General features: G+C 66.7%; 13 protein-coding genes. All 13 read right to left on the bottom strand.

Features of this window, described 5'->3' with window-relative positions; genetic code table 11:
• Nucleotides 1-7 precede the first annotated feature (7 nt).
• From METUNV1_RS18385 to METUNV1_RS18325, 13 genes are read right to left on the bottom strand one after another with little or no spacing between them, the layout of a single operon-like run.
• On the bottom strand, nt 8-1,366 hold the full coding sequence (locus tag METUNV1_RS18385) for a phenylacetate--CoA ligase family protein (protein WP_008064361.1): 1,359 nt from the start codon (nt 1,364-1,366) through the stop codon (nt 8-10).
• Nucleotides 1,367-1,417: 51 nt separating this feature from the next.
• Nucleotides 1,418-2,524, bottom strand: coding sequence for a glycosyltransferase family 4 protein (locus METUNV1_RS18380; RefSeq protein ID WP_008064360.1), 1,107 nt, complete (start codon nt 2,522-2,524; stop codon nt 1,418-1,420).
• On the bottom strand, nt 2,521-3,735 hold the full coding sequence (locus METUNV1_RS18375; RefSeq protein WP_008064359.1) for a TIGR04063 family PEP-CTERM/XrtA system glycosyltransferase: 1,215 nt from the start codon (nt 3,733-3,735) through the stop codon (nt 2,521-2,523). Before METUNV1_RS18375 ends, METUNV1_RS18380 begins: the two co-directional genes overlap by 4 nt.
• A 3-nt stretch (nt 3,736-3,738) precedes the next feature.
• A complete protein-coding gene (locus METUNV1_RS18370; RefSeq protein WP_008064358.1) occupies nt 3,739-4,782 on the bottom strand; it encodes an acyltransferase family protein in 1,044 nt (347 codons plus the stop codon).
• Nucleotides 4,779-6,704 carry an XrtA/PEP-CTERM system amidotransferase gene (locus tag METUNV1_RS18365; protein ID WP_043360322.1) on the bottom strand — a complete coding sequence of 642 codons (1,926 nt, stop codon included), beginning with the start codon at nt 6,702-6,704 and terminating at the stop codon, nt 4,779-4,781. Before METUNV1_RS18365 ends, METUNV1_RS18370 begins: the two co-directional genes overlap by 4 nt.
• Before the next feature lie 51 nt (nt 6,705-6,755).
• Nucleotides 6,756-7,880: a TIGR03088 family PEP-CTERM/XrtA system glycosyltransferase gene (locus METUNV1_RS18360; protein WP_008064355.1), complete on the bottom strand. Its 1,125-nt coding sequence runs from the start codon at nt 7,878-7,880 to the stop codon at nt 6,756-6,758.
• Nucleotides 7,877-9,391 (bottom strand): exosortase A, encoded by a 1,515-nt coding sequence (gene xrtA, locus METUNV1_RS18355; protein ID WP_043360319.1) that lies wholly within the window; start codon nt 9,389-9,391, stop codon nt 7,877-7,879. Before xrtA ends, METUNV1_RS18360 begins: the two co-directional genes overlap by 4 nt.
• On the bottom strand, nt 9,378-10,640 hold the full coding sequence (locus METUNV1_RS18350; RefSeq protein ID WP_008064353.1) for a TIGR03087 family PEP-CTERM/XrtA system glycosyltransferase: 1,263 nt from the start codon (nt 10,638-10,640) through the stop codon (nt 9,378-9,380). The genes xrtA and METUNV1_RS18350 overlap by 14 nt, the downstream gene beginning before the upstream one ends.
• Nucleotides 10,641-10,644: 4 nt before the next feature.
• Nucleotides 10,645-11,700, bottom strand: coding sequence for a FemAB family XrtA/PEP-CTERM system-associated protein (locus tag METUNV1_RS18345; RefSeq protein ID WP_008064352.1), 1,056 nt, complete (start codon nt 11,698-11,700; stop codon nt 10,645-10,647).
• The gene (locus METUNV1_RS18340; protein ID WP_043360317.1) at nt 11,690-12,544 is read right to left on the bottom strand and encodes an XrtA system polysaccharide deacetylase; all 855 of its coding nucleotides are present in this window, start codon (nt 12,542-12,544) and stop codon (nt 11,690-11,692) included. Before METUNV1_RS18340 ends, METUNV1_RS18345 begins: the two co-directional genes overlap by 11 nt.
• Before the next feature lies 1 nt (nt 12,545).
• Nucleotides 12,546-13,691, bottom strand: a complete 1,146-nt coding sequence (wecB, locus tag METUNV1_RS18335; protein WP_008064350.1) for a non-hydrolyzing UDP-N-acetylglucosamine 2-epimerase — start codon at nt 13,689-13,691, stop codon at nt 12,546-12,548.
• Nucleotides 13,688-14,803 (bottom strand): XrtA/PEP-CTERM system-associated ATPase, encoded by a 1,116-nt coding sequence (locus METUNV1_RS18330; RefSeq protein ID WP_008064349.1) that lies wholly within the window; start codon nt 14,801-14,803, stop codon nt 13,688-13,690. The genes wecB and METUNV1_RS18330 overlap by 4 nt, the downstream gene beginning before the upstream one ends.
• A gap of 54 nt (nt 14,804-14,857) precedes the next feature.
• Nucleotides 14,858-16,360 (bottom strand): TIGR03016 family PEP-CTERM system-associated outer membrane protein, encoded by a 1,503-nt coding sequence (locus METUNV1_RS18325; RefSeq protein ID WP_008064348.1) that lies wholly within the window; start codon nt 16,358-16,360, stop codon nt 14,858-14,860.
• Between the last annotated feature and the right edge of the window lie 14 nt (nt 16,361-16,374).

The following is a 16,374-nucleotide window of genomic DNA, read 5'->3' as shown; positions in this document are numbered from 1 at the left end:
GTCTTCCTCAGGCCGCCACGCGGCTGACCACGTAGCGGAACTTGCCGGAGCCTTCGGCCGGAATGGCATCGACATGGTCGACCGTGATGTCCACGGTCTGGCCCAGGCGGGCCCGGAAGCCGTCACGCACCCGCTGGTCACCGTCTGCCGGGTAGGCCGGTCCGGACACCACCGCCACCCTGGTGTGATCGGTGGTGAGCTGCTCGATCCGGAACGCCTCGACACCTGGCATGTCGCGCAGGATGTAGATAAGCGCCAGGCCGTGCATGACAGTACCGTCCTGCGCCACGATGAAATCGGTGCTGCGGCCCTGGATGTCCTGCAGCACCGGCAGGCCGCGGCCGCAGGCGCAGGATGCGGTCGCCAGCGTGCCGATGTCGCCGGTGCGATAGCGGATGAAGGGGTAGTCGCGGGTGGCCAGATGGGTCACCACGATTTCGCCGGACTGCCCGTCAGGCAGCACGCGGCCGTCGCGATCGACGATTTCGACGATGATGTCTTCCGCGGTCAGGTGCATGGACCCCTGCGGACACTGGTGAGCGATGAAGCCGGCGTCACGGCCGCCATAGCCATTGGCCACCGGCGCGCCAAACACGTCCTCGATCAGCGTGCGCTGGTGGTCGTACAGGCGCTCGGAGGTGACGAAGACGGTACGCACGCCGATATCGTCCAGCCGCACGCCGGTGCGCCGGGCGCGGGTGGCGATATGGGCGAAGGCCGACGGATAGCCGAAAAGCATGCGAGGCCGCACGGCGCGCATCTCATGGATGAAGCCATCGACCCGGGCGTCCGACATTTCGAAAGCGGGCAGCAGCCGGGTGCGCATCAGGCCGTCGCGCAGCCGGCGCACGCGGTCCTGGGCGCCCAGTTCGATCGGACTGCCCCAGAGCACGATTTCCGGGTCGCCAATATCGACGCCCCACCAGCGGGTGGCACGCCACTTCGCGGCAACGTCGCGACTCACGCGCTCGTTGCCGATGTAGAAGATGAGCGGCACGCCGCTCGAACCGCCGGTGTTGAAACGCGCCAGACCGCGCGCATCATCGGCCTTCAGGGCGTCGGTGTTCGCGCGAATCAGCGGCTTGTCGAGAAAGGGCAGGCGCTGCAGGTCGGACACTGCGCGCACCGACTGCGGATCGAAGCCCAGGCTGCGGAACAGGTCGCGGTAATACGGAACATGCGTGGCGGCATGGCCGAGCAGCGTACGCAGGCGTTCGACCCGCAGCGCTTCCAGCCGCTCGCGTGGCCACCACTGCGACTGTTCCAGCGCTCGCCGGTCGGCCACTGTGGAATGCCCCTTCAGGCGCTCCTGCAGCGGAAACACGATGGATGAGATGAACAGGGACTGCAGACGATCGAAAACCATGGGACGTTGGCAGGCGGCGCGCGGCGGCTACTGAGGACGGACCGCGCCAGCTTAACCGCTGGCGCCGCCGGCCGGTGTGGCCGGGAGCACGCTGCGGTACGCATTCTCGATGCGGATGCGGACGGACGTCCAGGCGAACTGCGCGACGTGGGCGAGACCTTCGGTCCGCAGCGTCGCCGCGGTGTCCGGATGGTCGAGCAGATGCAGCAGGGCCTGCGCCATGGTTTCGGGGTCGGCCGGCGGCACCAGCAGCGCGGTCCGGCCGTCCTCGACCAGGAAGGGCACGCCTCCGACACGGGTGCTGACCACCGGCACGCCGCAGGCCAGCGATTCGAGTACCGAATTGGGCGTGTTGTCGACCCGGGACGGGTTGATCATCACGTCGGCGTCCGCGTACAGCGCCGCCACCTGTTCGCGGCCCAGCCGTCCGGCAAAGCGCACCGCGGCCGTGACGTCCAGCGCCGCGGCGAGCGCCTGCAGCCGCGCCAGTTCGGGTCCTTCACCGGCCAGCGTCAGCCGGGCGTCCGGACATCGCGCACGTACCAGAGCGAAAGCGCGCAGCGCGGTTTCGTTGTCGTAGATCGCCTCCAGATTGCGGGTGACGATGAAGTGCGGCGCATCCGGGCGAAAGGCCCGGCCGCGCGGCACGAAGCGCTCGACATCCACCGCATTCGGCAGCACTTCGGCGCGCATGCCGAAGCGGGCGAACACGCCCTGCAGGAAACCGGACGGCACCGCCAGCAGCGCAGCCCGGCGCATCGTGAAGCGGACGACGGCCGCCTGGCGTTCAAGAAAAGCGGCCGCTTCGCCGCCGCGGTAATTGACGATGACCGGACAGCCGCGCAGATGTGCGATCCAGATCGCCGGCGCGGCGAACAGATGCCAGGACCAGCCTGAATTGGCCATCACATGCATCAGGTCGTTGCGGCCGGCCGCACGCCACAGCGCGCAGAGAAAGGGCAGCAGCCGGCCGGCGGCGCGCAGCCCGCGCACCGACGCCAGCCAGGCCGGCCGGTAGGGCGCATTGGTCTGCACCAGTTCGACCTGCACGCCTTCGGCGGCGAGCTTGTCCGCCAGCTGGCGCGTCTGGTTGGCCATGCCGCCGGCGGGCGGCGGCAGCGGCCCGACCAGTGCGAGCCGGACCCCGACCAGACTCATGCAGCCGCCTGTCCGAGCAGGGAGCCGTATACGCCGCGGTAGCGCGCGACCGAATTCGTCCAGTTGCGTTCGGTCTCGACGAAGCGGCGACCGGCTTCGCGGATCTGCGACCAGCGCGATTGCATGGACATCAGCTGCAGCACGCTGCGCGCGAGGTCGTCGGCGTCGCCGGCGCGGAACAGCATGCCGGTTTCGCCGTCGCGGATCAGTTCCTTGTGGCCGCCGACGTCGGACGCCACCAGCAGCAGGCCCTGGGCCATCGCTTCCAGCGGCTTGAGCGGGGTCACCAGATCGGTCAGCCTCATCGAGTGACGCGGATAGACCAGCACATCGACCAGGCTGTAATAGCGCTGGACTTCGGCGTGCGGCACCCGACCGGTGAATTTCACGTGGTCCTGCAGACCCAGTTCCTGCACCAGGGCCTTCAGGTTCTGCTCCTGCGGACCACCGCCGGTCAGCAGCACGGCCACGTCAGGGGCCTTCTGCAGGATGGCGGGCAGCGCGCGCAGCAGCAGGTCCAGCCCTTCGTAGGCATAGAAGGAGCCGATGAAACCGAGCACCCTCTTCCCGCTCAGCCCCAGCTCGGCGCGCAGCGCCTCGTCCGCCGGAACGCGATAGGCGAAGTTGTCGATGTCCACCGCATTCGGGATGACGGTGATCTTGGATTCCGGCACGCCACGCTCCACCAGATCGCGACGCAGCCCTTCGCAGATGGTGGTGACCGCATCGACCGTGAACACGGCCCGCGTTTCCATCGCGCGCGTCGCCCGGTAGCGCAGGCTGCCTTCGGTGGTGGTGCCGTGATCGACTGCGGCGTCCTCCCAGAAGGCGCGGATTTCATAGACGACCGGAATGTCGAGGCGGCGAGCGACCAGCAGCGCCGGAAAGGCGTTGAGCACCGGAGAGTGCGCATGGATCACGTCCGGCTTGATGTCGCTGGCGACCTCGAGCAGACGCTTCTCGAGCGCGCGCATCTGCGCCCGCTCGCGCAGCAGCGGCACGCGGTCTATCGTGCCCGGCGTCCACGGCGTGCGGTGGAAGGTGAGGCCATCCACCTCCTCGACCAGCGGGCCCGGCGCGGTGTGCTTGACGCTGGTCACGTGATGGGTGTCCCAGCCCAGCTTGCGCTGCTCGCGCAGGATGGCCGCGGTACGGAAGGTGTAGCCGCTGTGCAGCGGAATGGAGTGGTCCAGCACGTGCAGGATGCGCATGGATCAGGCTCCGACCAGCATGCGGCTGCGACGGCCGAACATGCCCTGGGCAAGGCGGATCGAAACGGCCGAGAACAGCATGACCACGCACATCACGAGCAGGAACATCGGTAAACCTCCGGGCAGCAGGACTTCGTTGGCAGACGTCGGGGCATGCGTCGTGATCGACGAAATCGCCAGCTTGGACGCCGCGATGAAATAGGCATGCACGAAATAGATGCCGAAACTGATGTCGGCCAGGTAATCGATCCGCGGCGGCACGCGCGTGCTCCACCGGTCGAAGGCGAGCAGGATGAGCGGAATGGACAGCGGTTTGAGTACGGTCTGCAGGGTGAAGCCGGCCTGAACCTTCAGCACGTACATGATGTACAGCGCGAGCACCGCGCCGCCCAGCGGCCATGCCCACCTGCGCGCCCACGCCATGACCTGGGCGAAGTTGCGCGACACCCACATGCCCAGCAGATAGACCGGCAGGAAGTACACATACATGTTCAGCGGGCCGTAATGGCCGCCTCTGCCAGTGGTGGTGGCGTAAACCAGCAGCGGAATGATGGCCAGATAGAGCACCGGCTGCCGGCGGTCTATCCAGACGAACAGCGGTGCGCTCAGGTAGAACAGCACCATCATCGGAATGAACCACATCGGCGCCAGATGCTTGCCGGTCACGATGAAGGCCAGCACCTGCTCCCACTGCGGCATGTCGTAGAAGCCGGGCCACAGGCCGGGCCGCTGCGTGACGAACACGAACATCACGATCGCCGGCAGCGACAGCAGGATGTAGGGCAGCACCACATTCCGGAACTTGGTCGCGAGATAGTCGCCGTAGGCGAAGCGACCGGAAAGGTGATGGAACAGGAAGCCCGAAATGAACATGAAGTAGGTCGAGGACTCGTTCGTGAAGCCCAGGACCAGACGCTTGGTCAGCGAGTCGGGCCAGTCGACCACCGGCTGCACGTGCGCGCCGACGATGAGCACGATGGCCAGCGCGCGGAAGATGTGGATGGAGCGCAGGAAAGCCTTGGATCGTCCTGTGGTGACCGCGGTCATGCGCACTTCCGGCCGTCGCCCTGTGCGGAGGCAGCGGTGCTGTTGCGCAGGAAGGCATCGAACATGAGCAGCGTCCACAGCGAAGCGCTGTAGTCGCGCCGGCCGCTCTGGTGCGCGTCGACCAGATGTTCGAGATAGGGACGGTTGAACCAGCCGGTATCCGCCAGCCGGCTGCCCAGCACCGCATCGCGCACCCGCTGTTTCAGCGGACCGCGGAACCAGCGTGCCAGCGGCACCGCGAAGCCCATCTTCGGCCGGTACATGATGTCGTGCGGCAGGTGCGGTTCCAGCGATTTCTTCAGCAGGTACTTGCCTTCCTGCCCACGTATCTTCAGCGAAGCCGGCAGCGTGGCCAGCCACTCGACCAGCGGGTGGTCCATCAGCGGTTCGCGCACTTCCAGAGAGTGCGCCATGCTGGCGCGGTCGACCTTGGTGTTGATGTCGCCGACCAGATAGGTGTTCAGATCGAGATACTGCACCAGCGACAGCGGCTCGTCCGAGGTATGGCGTGCCGCGTGGCGGTGGAACACCTCGACCGCGTTATAGCCGCCGAGCGCCGACTTCATCTTCGGGCTGAACAGCTGCGCGCGCATCGGATCGCGCAGGATGGACACCGAATGGAAATAGGCTTCGACCGACGAGCGCGCCAGCGATTCGAAGGTGCTCTTGGCACGGAACACGCGCGGCGCCCAGTCGGCCTTCGGGTAGATCTGGCCCAGCGTGCCGAACAGCGGCTTGCGCACACCCAGCGGCAGACGCGCGCGCAGGCGCTCTTCCATCAGGTGCATGCGGTAGCGACGGTAGCCGCCGAAGCTTTCGTCTCCGCCGTCGCCGGACAGCGCCACGGTCACGTGCTTGCGCGCCAGCTGGCACACGCGGTAGGTGGGCAGCGCCGAACTGTCGGCATAGGGCTCGTCGTACAGCCAGGCCAGCGTGTCGATCAGGTCGAAGTCGTCCGAAGCGACCATTTCGACCCGGTGATTGGTGTGGTAGCGATCGGCCACCTGCTGCGCGAACTTCGATTCGTCGAAGGCCGGATCATCGAAGGCGATGGCACAGGTGTTGACCGGCGTGTCGGACGACTGCGCCATCATCGCCACCACCGCCGACGAATCGACGCCGCCGGACAGGAAGGCGCCCAGAGGCACTTCCGAAATCATTCGCAGGCCGACCGACTCGCGCAGCCGGCGTATCAGTTCTTCTTCCGCCTGTACCGCGTCGATCTGTTCGACGTGACCGAAGTCCACATCCCAGTAGCGGCGCGGCGCCGGCGGCGTTTCGCCGCGACGGATGCGCAGGCTGTGCGCCGGCTCCAGCTTGAAGGCCTGACGGTAGATGGTGCGCGGATCGGCGACATAACCGAGCGCGAAGTACTCTTCGACCGCCAGCGGGTCCATGTCCAGGTTGAGGCCGCCATGCGCGGTCAGCGCCTTCAGCTCCGAACCGAAAATGAGCTGGCCGTCGGGCAGCAACGCATAGAACAGCGGCTTCACCCCGAGGCGGTCGCGCGCGAGGAAAAGCACGTCCTGATTGCGGTCGAACAGCGCGAACGCGAACATGCCGCGGAAACGCTCGACGCAGGCCTCGCCCCACTGTTCCCAGGCGTGCACGATCACTTCGGTGTCGCTGCGCGTACGGAAGGTGTGACCCAGCGCGGTCAGTTCCGGAATCAGCGACTGGAAGTTGTAGATCTCGCCGTTGAACACGACGACGACCGAGCCGTCCTCGTTGGCCAGCGGCTGCTGCCCGCTCGCGACGTCGATGATGGACAGCCGGCGGTGGCCCAGACCGACCCCGGGCTCCAGATGCAGGTCGCCTTCGTCCGGACCGCGATGGTGCTGCGCCTCGTTCATCCGGTGCAGTACATCCCGCCCCACATCACGCCGGCTGCGCGTGTCGAAAATGCCAACGAAACCGCACATGCGGAAAGCCCTGTCAGTAAAGAAGCTGCCGGTGGTGACACCGCGCGGGCGTCAGCGCCGCACGGTCATGTCAAGATAGGTGTCGCGATAGGCTGCGACCATGGCTTCTATGCTAAAGGACGCCTCGATTTTCTGCCGTGAAGCACTACCGTGACGGTTCCGCAATGCGGCATCGGATGCGTACTGCTGCACATGCGACGACAGCGCCGCCACGTCGCCCGGCGTGAACAGACGGCCGTTCACACCGTCTTCTACCAGCTCCGGCGTACCGCCGACCGCGGTGGCCACCACCGGCAGTCCGCATGCCATCGCTTCGAGGATGGTGTTGGAAATGCCCTCGCCCAGCGAAGGCAGCACGAACAGGTCGAAGCAGCGCATCAGGTCGGGGATGTCCTTGCGCTCGCCGGCCAGCCAGGCGCGATCGGCGACCCCGGCTTCGTCCAGCAGACGCTGGCACTCGGCGCGACTGCCGCCGTCACCGACGATTACAAGACGCAGGTCTTCGCACCCGGGCTGGCGGGCCGCATCGATGAAGGCGCGCACCAGCGTCGGATAGTCCTTCACGCCCACCATGCGTCCCACGCTGCCGACCACGAAATGGTCGCCGCCGAAACCCGCCGGCAGCAGTGCGCGCCGGGCATCGGTGCGCGGGTGGAAGCGCTGCTTGTCCACGCCGTTGTAGATCTGGCGGATGCGCGCCGGTTCGACGCCGACCGTGGCGGACAGCCAGCTCTGCAGGTCACGGCTGACCGTCAGGTAACGATGGACGAAAGGCTTCACCAGCCTGCGCAGCCGGTTGTAGCGGCTGTTGCTGCCGTCGAGATCGAACACGTCGCGACCGTGCTCGCCGTGTACGCGCGCCGGCACGCCCGCCAGCCAGCCGATGATCACCGCCTCCAGCGCCGACAGGTTGCGCGTGTGCAGCACGTCCGGTCGCAGCGTGCGCAACATGCGCCAGAGACGGAAATAGTGGGCCGGATCCTTGCCCGGACGCTTCTTCACGTCGTGAAAGGTGACCCGGCCCGGACGGATGCGCTCGACGAAATGCGAATGCCCCTGCAGGCAGACGACGTGATGGTCGAACTCGCCCTGCGGAAAATTGTTGAACAGGTTCACCATGCCGTTCTCGATGCCACCGGTGCCGAAATGGTGGATCACATGCACCACCCTCTTCATGGCTGCATGGCCTGCCGGAGCGGGGCATCGAGTCCGTTCGCGAATGCCTGAAGACGGGCGCGCGCCGCCGGGTCCTCGCCCTGCTGCGGCGTCCACAGCACCACCGCATAGCCGCTGTCCTCGCCTTCGAGCAGCTGTGAGCGCGCAAACAGCAGCTTCGCGCGGACGGTGCTGACGGTGGGGACGCGACCCACCACGAACCAGTCGTGAATGAGCAGGCGCAGCGCGGACGAACGCAGACGCGTTTCGCGCACCGGGTGCTGCGCCATGTCGACCACCTGCTCGCCGACGTTGGACCACACCTCGTGCTCCTGTTCGATCATGAAATTGCGGGAATTGATCAGTTCCGCGTCCTGCCGCTGGCGCCCGTACCAGGCCAGGTGCACCACCACCACCTCGTCGCCGCGCCGGTACTGCAGCGTGCTCTGCCGGTCCGGATTCTGGAAGGTCGGCCGCCAGTCTGTCAGCGTCACGCGCCCGTCCCGCTGCCAGCCGCCCTCCAGCGTGGCCGGCAGCGCCATCGCAGGCGGTTCCGGCAGCGGCTGCTGCGCCAGATGACGGGCGTACATCAACGGCAGCCCGAACAGGCCAGACGCCAGCAGCGCGGTGACCAGCAGGCGCGGCAGCGAAAGCGTACGCAGGCTTCCGGCACCCGCTGCCGGCGGGGCGTCCGGTGCTTCGCTCTCCTGCCAGAACGAACCGACCCAGAACAGCAGCAGCATGATGATGCCGAAGAACACCCAGCCGTAGATGATGTGATCGACGCCGGTGGCCAGCTTCATGTCCGAGTAGTGCGCGAGCAGCACGATCATCAGCGCGCGGAATCCGTTGGCGACCACCGGTACCGCGACCGAAGCGACAATAAAGGCGGCCCGTCGCCAGATCGAGCGATAGCTCAGATAGGCGTAGAGCGCGCCCACCGTCAACGACGCGATCAGGTAGCGCAACCCGCTGCAGGCCTCGATCACCGACCAGCTGCCGGAAGGCAGTTCGAAGAAGGTGCCTTCGCGATAGACCGGAAAACCCAGCAACTGCAGCGAGGCCACGGTGAAGTCGGCGGTGTAGTTCATCAGCGGCAGCATCAGGTTCTCGCCCATCGGCACGCCGAGGAAGAGGAAGGCCAGCGGATAGGCGATCACCCACGCGATGCGCCAGCCCAGCACCGCCACGACCAGCGACGGAATCGCCGCGACGAAGGCGAGCTGGCGTACCACCTGCACACCGGCCATGTCGGCCACGGTCCACGCGGCGAACGACAGCGTGAGCCCGACCAGCCCGAGTGCGCTGGGTCTTGGCACGTGCGCCGCCAGCGCGCCGCGCTTGCGCCACACCAGCCACAGGAAAATCGGCGGCACGATGAGGCCGTGGGCGAAGGTTTCGGAACGCCACCAGATCTGCGCCATGGACGCCGCGGTGTCGAGGTAGAGACACAGCAGCAGCGCGAACAGCAGCAGGAAGGTGGCACCGGCGACGCGCCAGGCGGCGTCCGGTCTCTGCTCAGCCACGGGCATGGAGGAGGTCGGGGTGTACATCGTCGGTCGTTCCACGTTCTGTCGTCGGTTTCACCGGCGTGCCCAGCCAGGCATCAATGCCGGCCAGCGCGGCATCCCAGCGATAGGTCTGTTCGATGCGCACGCGCGCCGCGCGGCCGGCTTCGTCGCCGATCGCACGGTCGAACAGGCGCAGCACCTCGCGGGCATAGCCTTCGGCGTCGCCTGCGGTAAAGAAGTCCCGGCCGGGGGTCGCATCGAGGCTGGCCGCCAGCGTGTCCCACACCACGACCGGCCGCGCCATCGCCATCGCTTCAAGCACCTTGTTCTGGATGCCGCGCGCCACCCGCAGCGGCGCCACTGCACAGGCGGCATGCGCGACCCAGGGCCGCACGTCATCCACCCGGCCGGTCACCGTGACCCAGCCGAGCTTTTCCAGCTCGCGGACCGCCGGGGCCGGATTCATGCCGACCACGTAGAAGCGGGCGGCCGGTTCGACTGCGCGTATCCGCGGCATCACCTCATGGGCGAACCAGCAGGCGGCGTCGACATTGGGCCAGTAATCCATCGCGCCGGTGAACACCACCGGTCGCACCTCGGCCCCGTAAGGCGAAACGCCGGCGTGCGACGGATCGAAGAAGGCGGTATCCACGCCATTGGGCACCGCGCTGACCCGGCCCTTCTGGGCCGGTGCCAGCGCATCGAACAGGGCCACTTCGGCCGGCGTCACCAGATAGGCGGCATCCGCCGCGGCGACGGCACGCGTCTCGAAATCGAGCAGCGTGCGCGCCTCGCGCCGGTACAGCCAGGACATCGGCCAGCGATGGCGCGGCGCGTACTCCGACCACTTGGCCGAATCGACATCGACCAGATCGACCACGCGGCGTACCTGCGGATGGCGGTCGAGATACTGCGCCATGGTCGAACAGAACACGACCGCGCGCGTGATCCGGTGACGGGCGATGGTGTCGTCCACCCAGCGCTGCATCGCCGCCGAACGATAGTAGGCCACGCTGAGCGCCTCGCCGGTGGCCAGCGCCCGGAGCGACCACAGCTTGCGGCTGCGCGGCGCAATCACCTCGGTGTGCAGCTGCGCGCACTGTGCCGCCAGCGTCGGCACGTGAGGCAGGTCGGCCGCGTCGTCGACGAAGGTGCCGACGTGCAGCGCATGCGTACGCGCCAGATGCTTCAGCAGGTGATAGGAGCGGATCTTGTCGCCCTTGTTGGGCGGGAAAGGCAGGCGATGAGCGAGGAAGAGCAGCGGCTCCACGCGCTCAGCCCAGGTTGCGGACGATGAAAGGCCCGATCGTGTTGGCGAGCGCGCGCGGCATGCGGCGCCAGGTTTCGATCATGAGCTTGTATTTCGGATTCGACGGGTTGTTGCGCGGCAGGCTCTCGCGCTTGTACAGGCAGTACTCGTAGTGCAGCGGCGCCGGCTCGAAACCCCAGTTCTTCTTGAACGAGTAGGAGCCGGTGCCCTGCTTGCTGCGGCCGTAGTCGAACACGCGGATGCCGCGTTCGCAGGCGTGACGCATCAACTCCCAGTACTTGAAGTCGTTCGCTGCGAGGTCGCGGGCAGCGACCGCATCGCCGGCGTAATAGGGCAGGATTTCGTCGCGGAAATAGAAGCTCATGACGGTGCTGAGCAGCGCGCCGTCGGGGCCTTCGACCGTCATGACCGAACAGCGCTCGCCGAAGGTGGCACGCAGCGCGTCGAAGTAGCGACGCGACAGGGCTGGCGTGCCGTGGCGGTGCACGTTGTCGGAATACAGTTCGAAGAAGCGCGCGTTGTCGGCATCGAAGGTCGCCTTCAGGCCGTTGCCGATGCCCTTGCGCACCATCGCGCGCTGTTTGCGCGGAATGGCTTTCATGTTCTCTTCGACGTCCGGCGACAGCACCTTGCGGAAGGTGACGTACAAGTCTTCGGTCGGCCAGTCGGCATGGCGGGCCGCGACGTTGCGGAACTCGAGGTGGGCGACGCCCAGCGACTGCGCGATGCGCTGCGCCTCGGCTTCAAGCGCCTGCGCGGCCGCCTCGTCCTCCGTGGCGACACCGGCATAGACCGCGAACGGCAGCGACACCAGCGAGTGGCCGAACAGCCGGCTCTTCACTTCGGCCAGCGGCAGCACGCCGCAGATGCGGCCGCCCCGCTCGGCCAGCAGGTAGTGCGTGCGATGGTGGAACACATCGCGCATCAGGTCGCGCCACTCGAACAGATGGAAGAAGGTCGCCGGCGGGCAGCTGTCGACGAAGGCGTTCCAGCTGGCGCGGTCAGCGTCGGTGGCGGCACGCACGGTGACCGCGGTCACGAATTCCGCCTCAGGCCGCACGGGCGATCTCCGGAAACACCTCGTCCATCCGGCCCCAGCGGAAATCGCGCATCAGGCGCGCCAGCCGGCCCTCGGTACGATGCAGGTTGATGTAGTGACGGAAGCGCGACTTCGGGTCCACACCGGGCACGCGCGGCTGGTCGGCGTCGATTTCCCACGGGTGGCAGTAGAACATCGCCGGCTTGCGATCGCGCTTGTTCACTTGGCTCAGCAGCCAGCGCGAGGTGGCATACGGCAGCAGCCGGAAGTAGCCGCCGCCGCCGGCCGGCAGATTGCGGCTGCCGACGCGGACGGTGGTGACCGGCACTTCCATCAGCCCGTCGCGCGAGGCGAACGGAAAGCGCGGCGCGTCCGGCATGCCGTAATGGTCGTGCTTGACCGGATAGATGCTCGAGCTGTAGCGATAGCCGGCCTGCGCGACGCAGTCCAGCGCCCAAGGATTGGTATGACCGATCGAGAAGCTGGGCGCGCGGTAGCCGCGCACCTCGACACCGGTGATGTCTTCCAGCACCTTCTTCGCCCGCGTGATGTCGTCCAGAAATTCGGCCGGCGTCTGGTCGGTGGCGCGCAGATGGGCGGTGCCGTGGCTGGCAATTTCGTGGCCGGCAGCGGCGATGCGGCGCACCATGTCCGGGTGGCGCTCGGCGATCCAGCCCAGCGTGAAGAAGGTGGCGCGGTTGCCGCTGTCGGCCAGCAGACCGAGGATGCGGTCAACATTACGCTCGACCCGGCACTCGATCGCATCCCAGCGGCTGCGGTCGATGTAGGGCGCCAGCGCGGACACCTGGAAATAGTCCTCGACGTCTACGGTGAAGGCGTTGCGGATGTCGGCCGGGGCGTTCATGTCAAGCACTCCGTTGCAGCAGCCAGTTGTTCAGGTCGGCCGCGATGCGCTCGGCGGCGTGGCCGTCCCAGTACTCGGGTACGCGACCGCGCTTGCCGCCGGTGGCCAGGATGTCGTCCAGACTGCGCGCGAACAGTGCGTCGTCGATGCCGATGACGGTGTTGGTGCCCTGTTCCACCGTGATCGGCCGCTCGGTGTTCTCGCGCAGCGTCAGGCAGGGTACCGACAGTGCCGTGGTCTCCTCCTGCAGGCCGCCGGAGTCGGTGATCATGACGGTGGCGGCGCTCATCAGCCCCAGCATTTCCAGATAGCCCAGCGGCGGCAGCAGCGCGATGCGCGGGTTGTCCAGCAGCGCGCCCAGTCCGAACTTTTCCAGATTGCCGCGGGTGCGCGGATGGATGGCAAAAACCAGCGGCAGCCGTTCGGCCGCCCGGGTCAGCATGGCGGCCAGACGTTTCAGCTGTTCGGGGTCATCCACATTGCTCGGCCGGTGCAGCGTCACCACACCGTAACGGCCGTCGGCGATCAGCGCCGGAGCGATGCCATGCTCGGCCAGCGTTTTCGCCGGCGGCACCGCCAGCGGCTGGCTGGACAGCAGCGAATCGATCATGACGTTGCCAGCGAAATGCACCCAGTCCTGCGCGACGCCCTCACCCACCAGATTGTCGAGCGCGCTGCGCTCGGTGGTGTAGAGACGGTCGGAAATGCGGTCGACCAGGATGCGGTTGATCTCTTCCGGCATCGCGCGGTCACCGCTGCGCAGACCGGCTTCGACATGCACCACCGGGATGTGCTTCTTGACCGCGACCAGCGCGCAGGCCAGCGTGGAATTGACGTCGCCGACCACCAGCACGCACGACGGCCCGAGCTCATCGACCAGTGGCTCGAAGCGCTTCATGATTTCGGCGGTCTGCACCGCATGCGTGCCCGAACCGACCTCGAGATTGTGGTGCGGCGTCGGCAGGCGCAGGCCGCTGAACAGACGCTCGTTCATCGCGTGATCGTAGTGCTGGCCGGTATGCACCAGCACCCACGGGATCGCGGGTACATGCTGGTCGAAGGCGCGCAGGATGGGCGCCATCTTCATGTAGTTGGGGCGGGCGCCGACCACGCACAGCACCGGCGCCGTCACGCGCTTGTCACTCATTCCTGATCCCTGCCCGAAGGTTCGGTGGACCGTTCGGCGATTTCGTACAGCAGCGCCATGGTCTGTTCCAGCGTGCGTTCCATGCGCGCCAGACGCTCTTCCAGATTGCCGGCCTGATGGGCATTCACGTAATCGCGCACCCGTTGCGCCGAATCCGAATCCAGCTTGAACTGCGACAGATCCATATCGAACAGCGGCGGTGCTGCAAACAGGCCGCTGCCATTGAAGGCCGCAGCGCCGGCGCCCCCCGGCATCGGTCCGTCCGGGCGCTTGGCGGCCGCGGCGGCCGCCGCGGCCTCGCCGGCCTCGTCACGGATTTCGCTCACCACGCCGGCCACGTCCTGTGCCGTAAAGGCGGTCGCGCCACTCAGGAAGCCGGCCAGAAGCAGGCGGTCGCACAGCGTGTTGATGCGTCGCGGCACACCGTCTGTGGCCTTGAAGATGGCTTCGTGGGCGCCGGTTTCGAACGAGGGCTTACCGCGCCAGCCTACGTGCTTGAGCCGGTGCTCGATATAGGCCTCGGTTTCCGCGGCGTCCATCGGGCCGAGGTGGTAGGACGCGATCACCCGCTGCCGCAGCTGCTCCATGTGCGGGCTCTGCATGGTTTCCCGGAATTCAGGCTGCCCGACCAGGAAGCTCTGCAGCAGCGCGTGCTCGCCGAGCTGAAAGTTGGACAGCATGCGCAGTTCCTCGACCGCGCGCGGCGTCAGGTTCTGCGCCTCATCGACGATGAGCAGCGCACGCTTGCCAGCCGCGGTCAGCGACAGCAGGAACATTTCGATCGACAGCAGCAGGTCGGCCTTCTTCAGCTGCTTGTTGGGCAGACCGAAAGCCGCTGCCACCAGCCGCAGCGTGTCCTCGGCATCGAGGTGGGTGCTGACCAGCTGGGCGGCCACCACCTTCTTTGCATCGAGCTTCTGCAGAAGACTGCGCACCAGCGTGGTCTTGCCGGCACCGATCTCGCCGGTGATGACAATGAAGCCTTCGCTCTGATGCAGGCCGTACTCGAGATAGGCCAGCGCGCGGCGATGGCCCTTGCTGCCGAAGAAGAAGGACGGATCGGGATTGAGCTGGAAAGGCTTGCCGGAAAGACCGTAGAACGACTCGTACATTGGGGCGCAGGCGTGGTTGGCGACATCCCCGGCCGGAGACGCAACCGGCCGGAATCAGTTGAACATTGTCGAGAGCGTCGCGATCACTGCATTCTCGTCCACATCCCCGGCGGTGACTGTGGCACGCGTCATGCGCAGTCCAATAGAACCGGTGGTGCGCGGACTGAATTGCGTCGACCACGTGGTATTCAGCACATCGCGGTCCGACGACAGGGTCTGGGTGCGGCCGTCCGACTTCGAGCTGGTGAAGGACAGACTGAGCGAGGACACCGACCCCATCCGGTGCGAGTAGGTCGCGGTCCAGCCGCGCTGGCGGATCACGCGGGAGGCGGCGAAGTCGTCGCCGACCGCCGGTCCGATCGCACCGATGCCGCCATCGCTCTCGGTCTGGAACACGCTGAGCGAAAGCGTGTTGCGCGGACCGGTGCGGGTGGCGGACAGCTGCCAGCGGGTCTGCAGGTACTGACGGTCGGACAGGATGGGGCTGAGGCCCACGACGTAGCGGGACAGACCGTTGGCGCGCAGATAGGCTTCGATCATCTGCTGCCGCAGCACCGGATCAGGCTCGCTCGCGAACGGCTCGATCAGCGACAGCGTCTGCACCAGATCGGTGGTGCCGGTCGGCGACAGAAGCTGCTCGGCACGATTGGTCAGATTGCGCGAGTACGAGGCGGTAAAGGACGTGCGCGGCAGACGGTGCGTCAGATTGACGTTGTTGGTCCGCGCATAGGGACGCTGGTCGTAGTCGGCACGGAAAGTCGTGCGTTCCGACGGATTCCAGCCCATGCCCAGACCATAAGTCGACCCGCTGCGCTGGCTGGAGAAGTTGGTGTCTTCGTAGCCGTAACGCACGGTGAAGTCGGCGGTCGCGTCCGGGCGGTAGATCAGCGACCCGACGATGCTCTTGCGGTCGACCGAAGCGCTGCGATCCGACTCGGTGCGGTTGGACATCACGTCCACTTTCCAGCCCAGGCGCGCCGGATAGCTGGCCAGCGAGCCATTGAAGGTTTCGCTGGTCAGCGTGTTTGCGGCGAGCCCCGACGTCTCGCTGCGCAGCATGTTGTAGTTGGAGCGCCAGGTCGCCACATCGCCCAGCCTCACCGTCCCCATGAAGGACGGCGTGAACGAGTAGGTGCGGGTGCGCGACAGCTGGTTCGCCGCCAGCGTGGCATCGGTCGGTACCGCGTTGAATACCGACTGGTTGCGTTGCGCCGATACTGCCCGGGCATCGAGGAACATGAAGTCATCGATCACCTCGAAACGGCCGCTGCCGTTGAAATCCTGGGACAGGCGCGAATCGTAGGTGTCCTGCGTGTAATACAGATAGCGCGGGGTGTAGGCGGCATCGAGCGTCAGCCGCGGGCTTCTGCGCGTTACGCGCACCGTCGGATTGAGTTCGAGCAGCGTGTCGGACGACGGTGCGGTGGGCGAGAAATTGATGTTATCGCTCGCGATCGCCCGGGTAGTGACCCCGGTTTCCACCCGCCACCCCTCGGCCAGCACGTCGGCGGGGAACACCCCGGCCGTGCCCGCGATGGCCATGGCCAGTGAAGTCATCCGTAAGTTAAGCA

This window comes from Methyloversatilis universalis FAM5 (genome assembly GCF_000214035.2).
Lineage (GTDB): Bacteria > Pseudomonadota > Gammaproteobacteria > Burkholderiales > Rhodocyclaceae > Methyloversatilis > Methyloversatilis universalis.
Note: the sequence above shows the minus strand (reverse complement) of the source record. Positions and strands in the feature narration are given on the sequence as shown.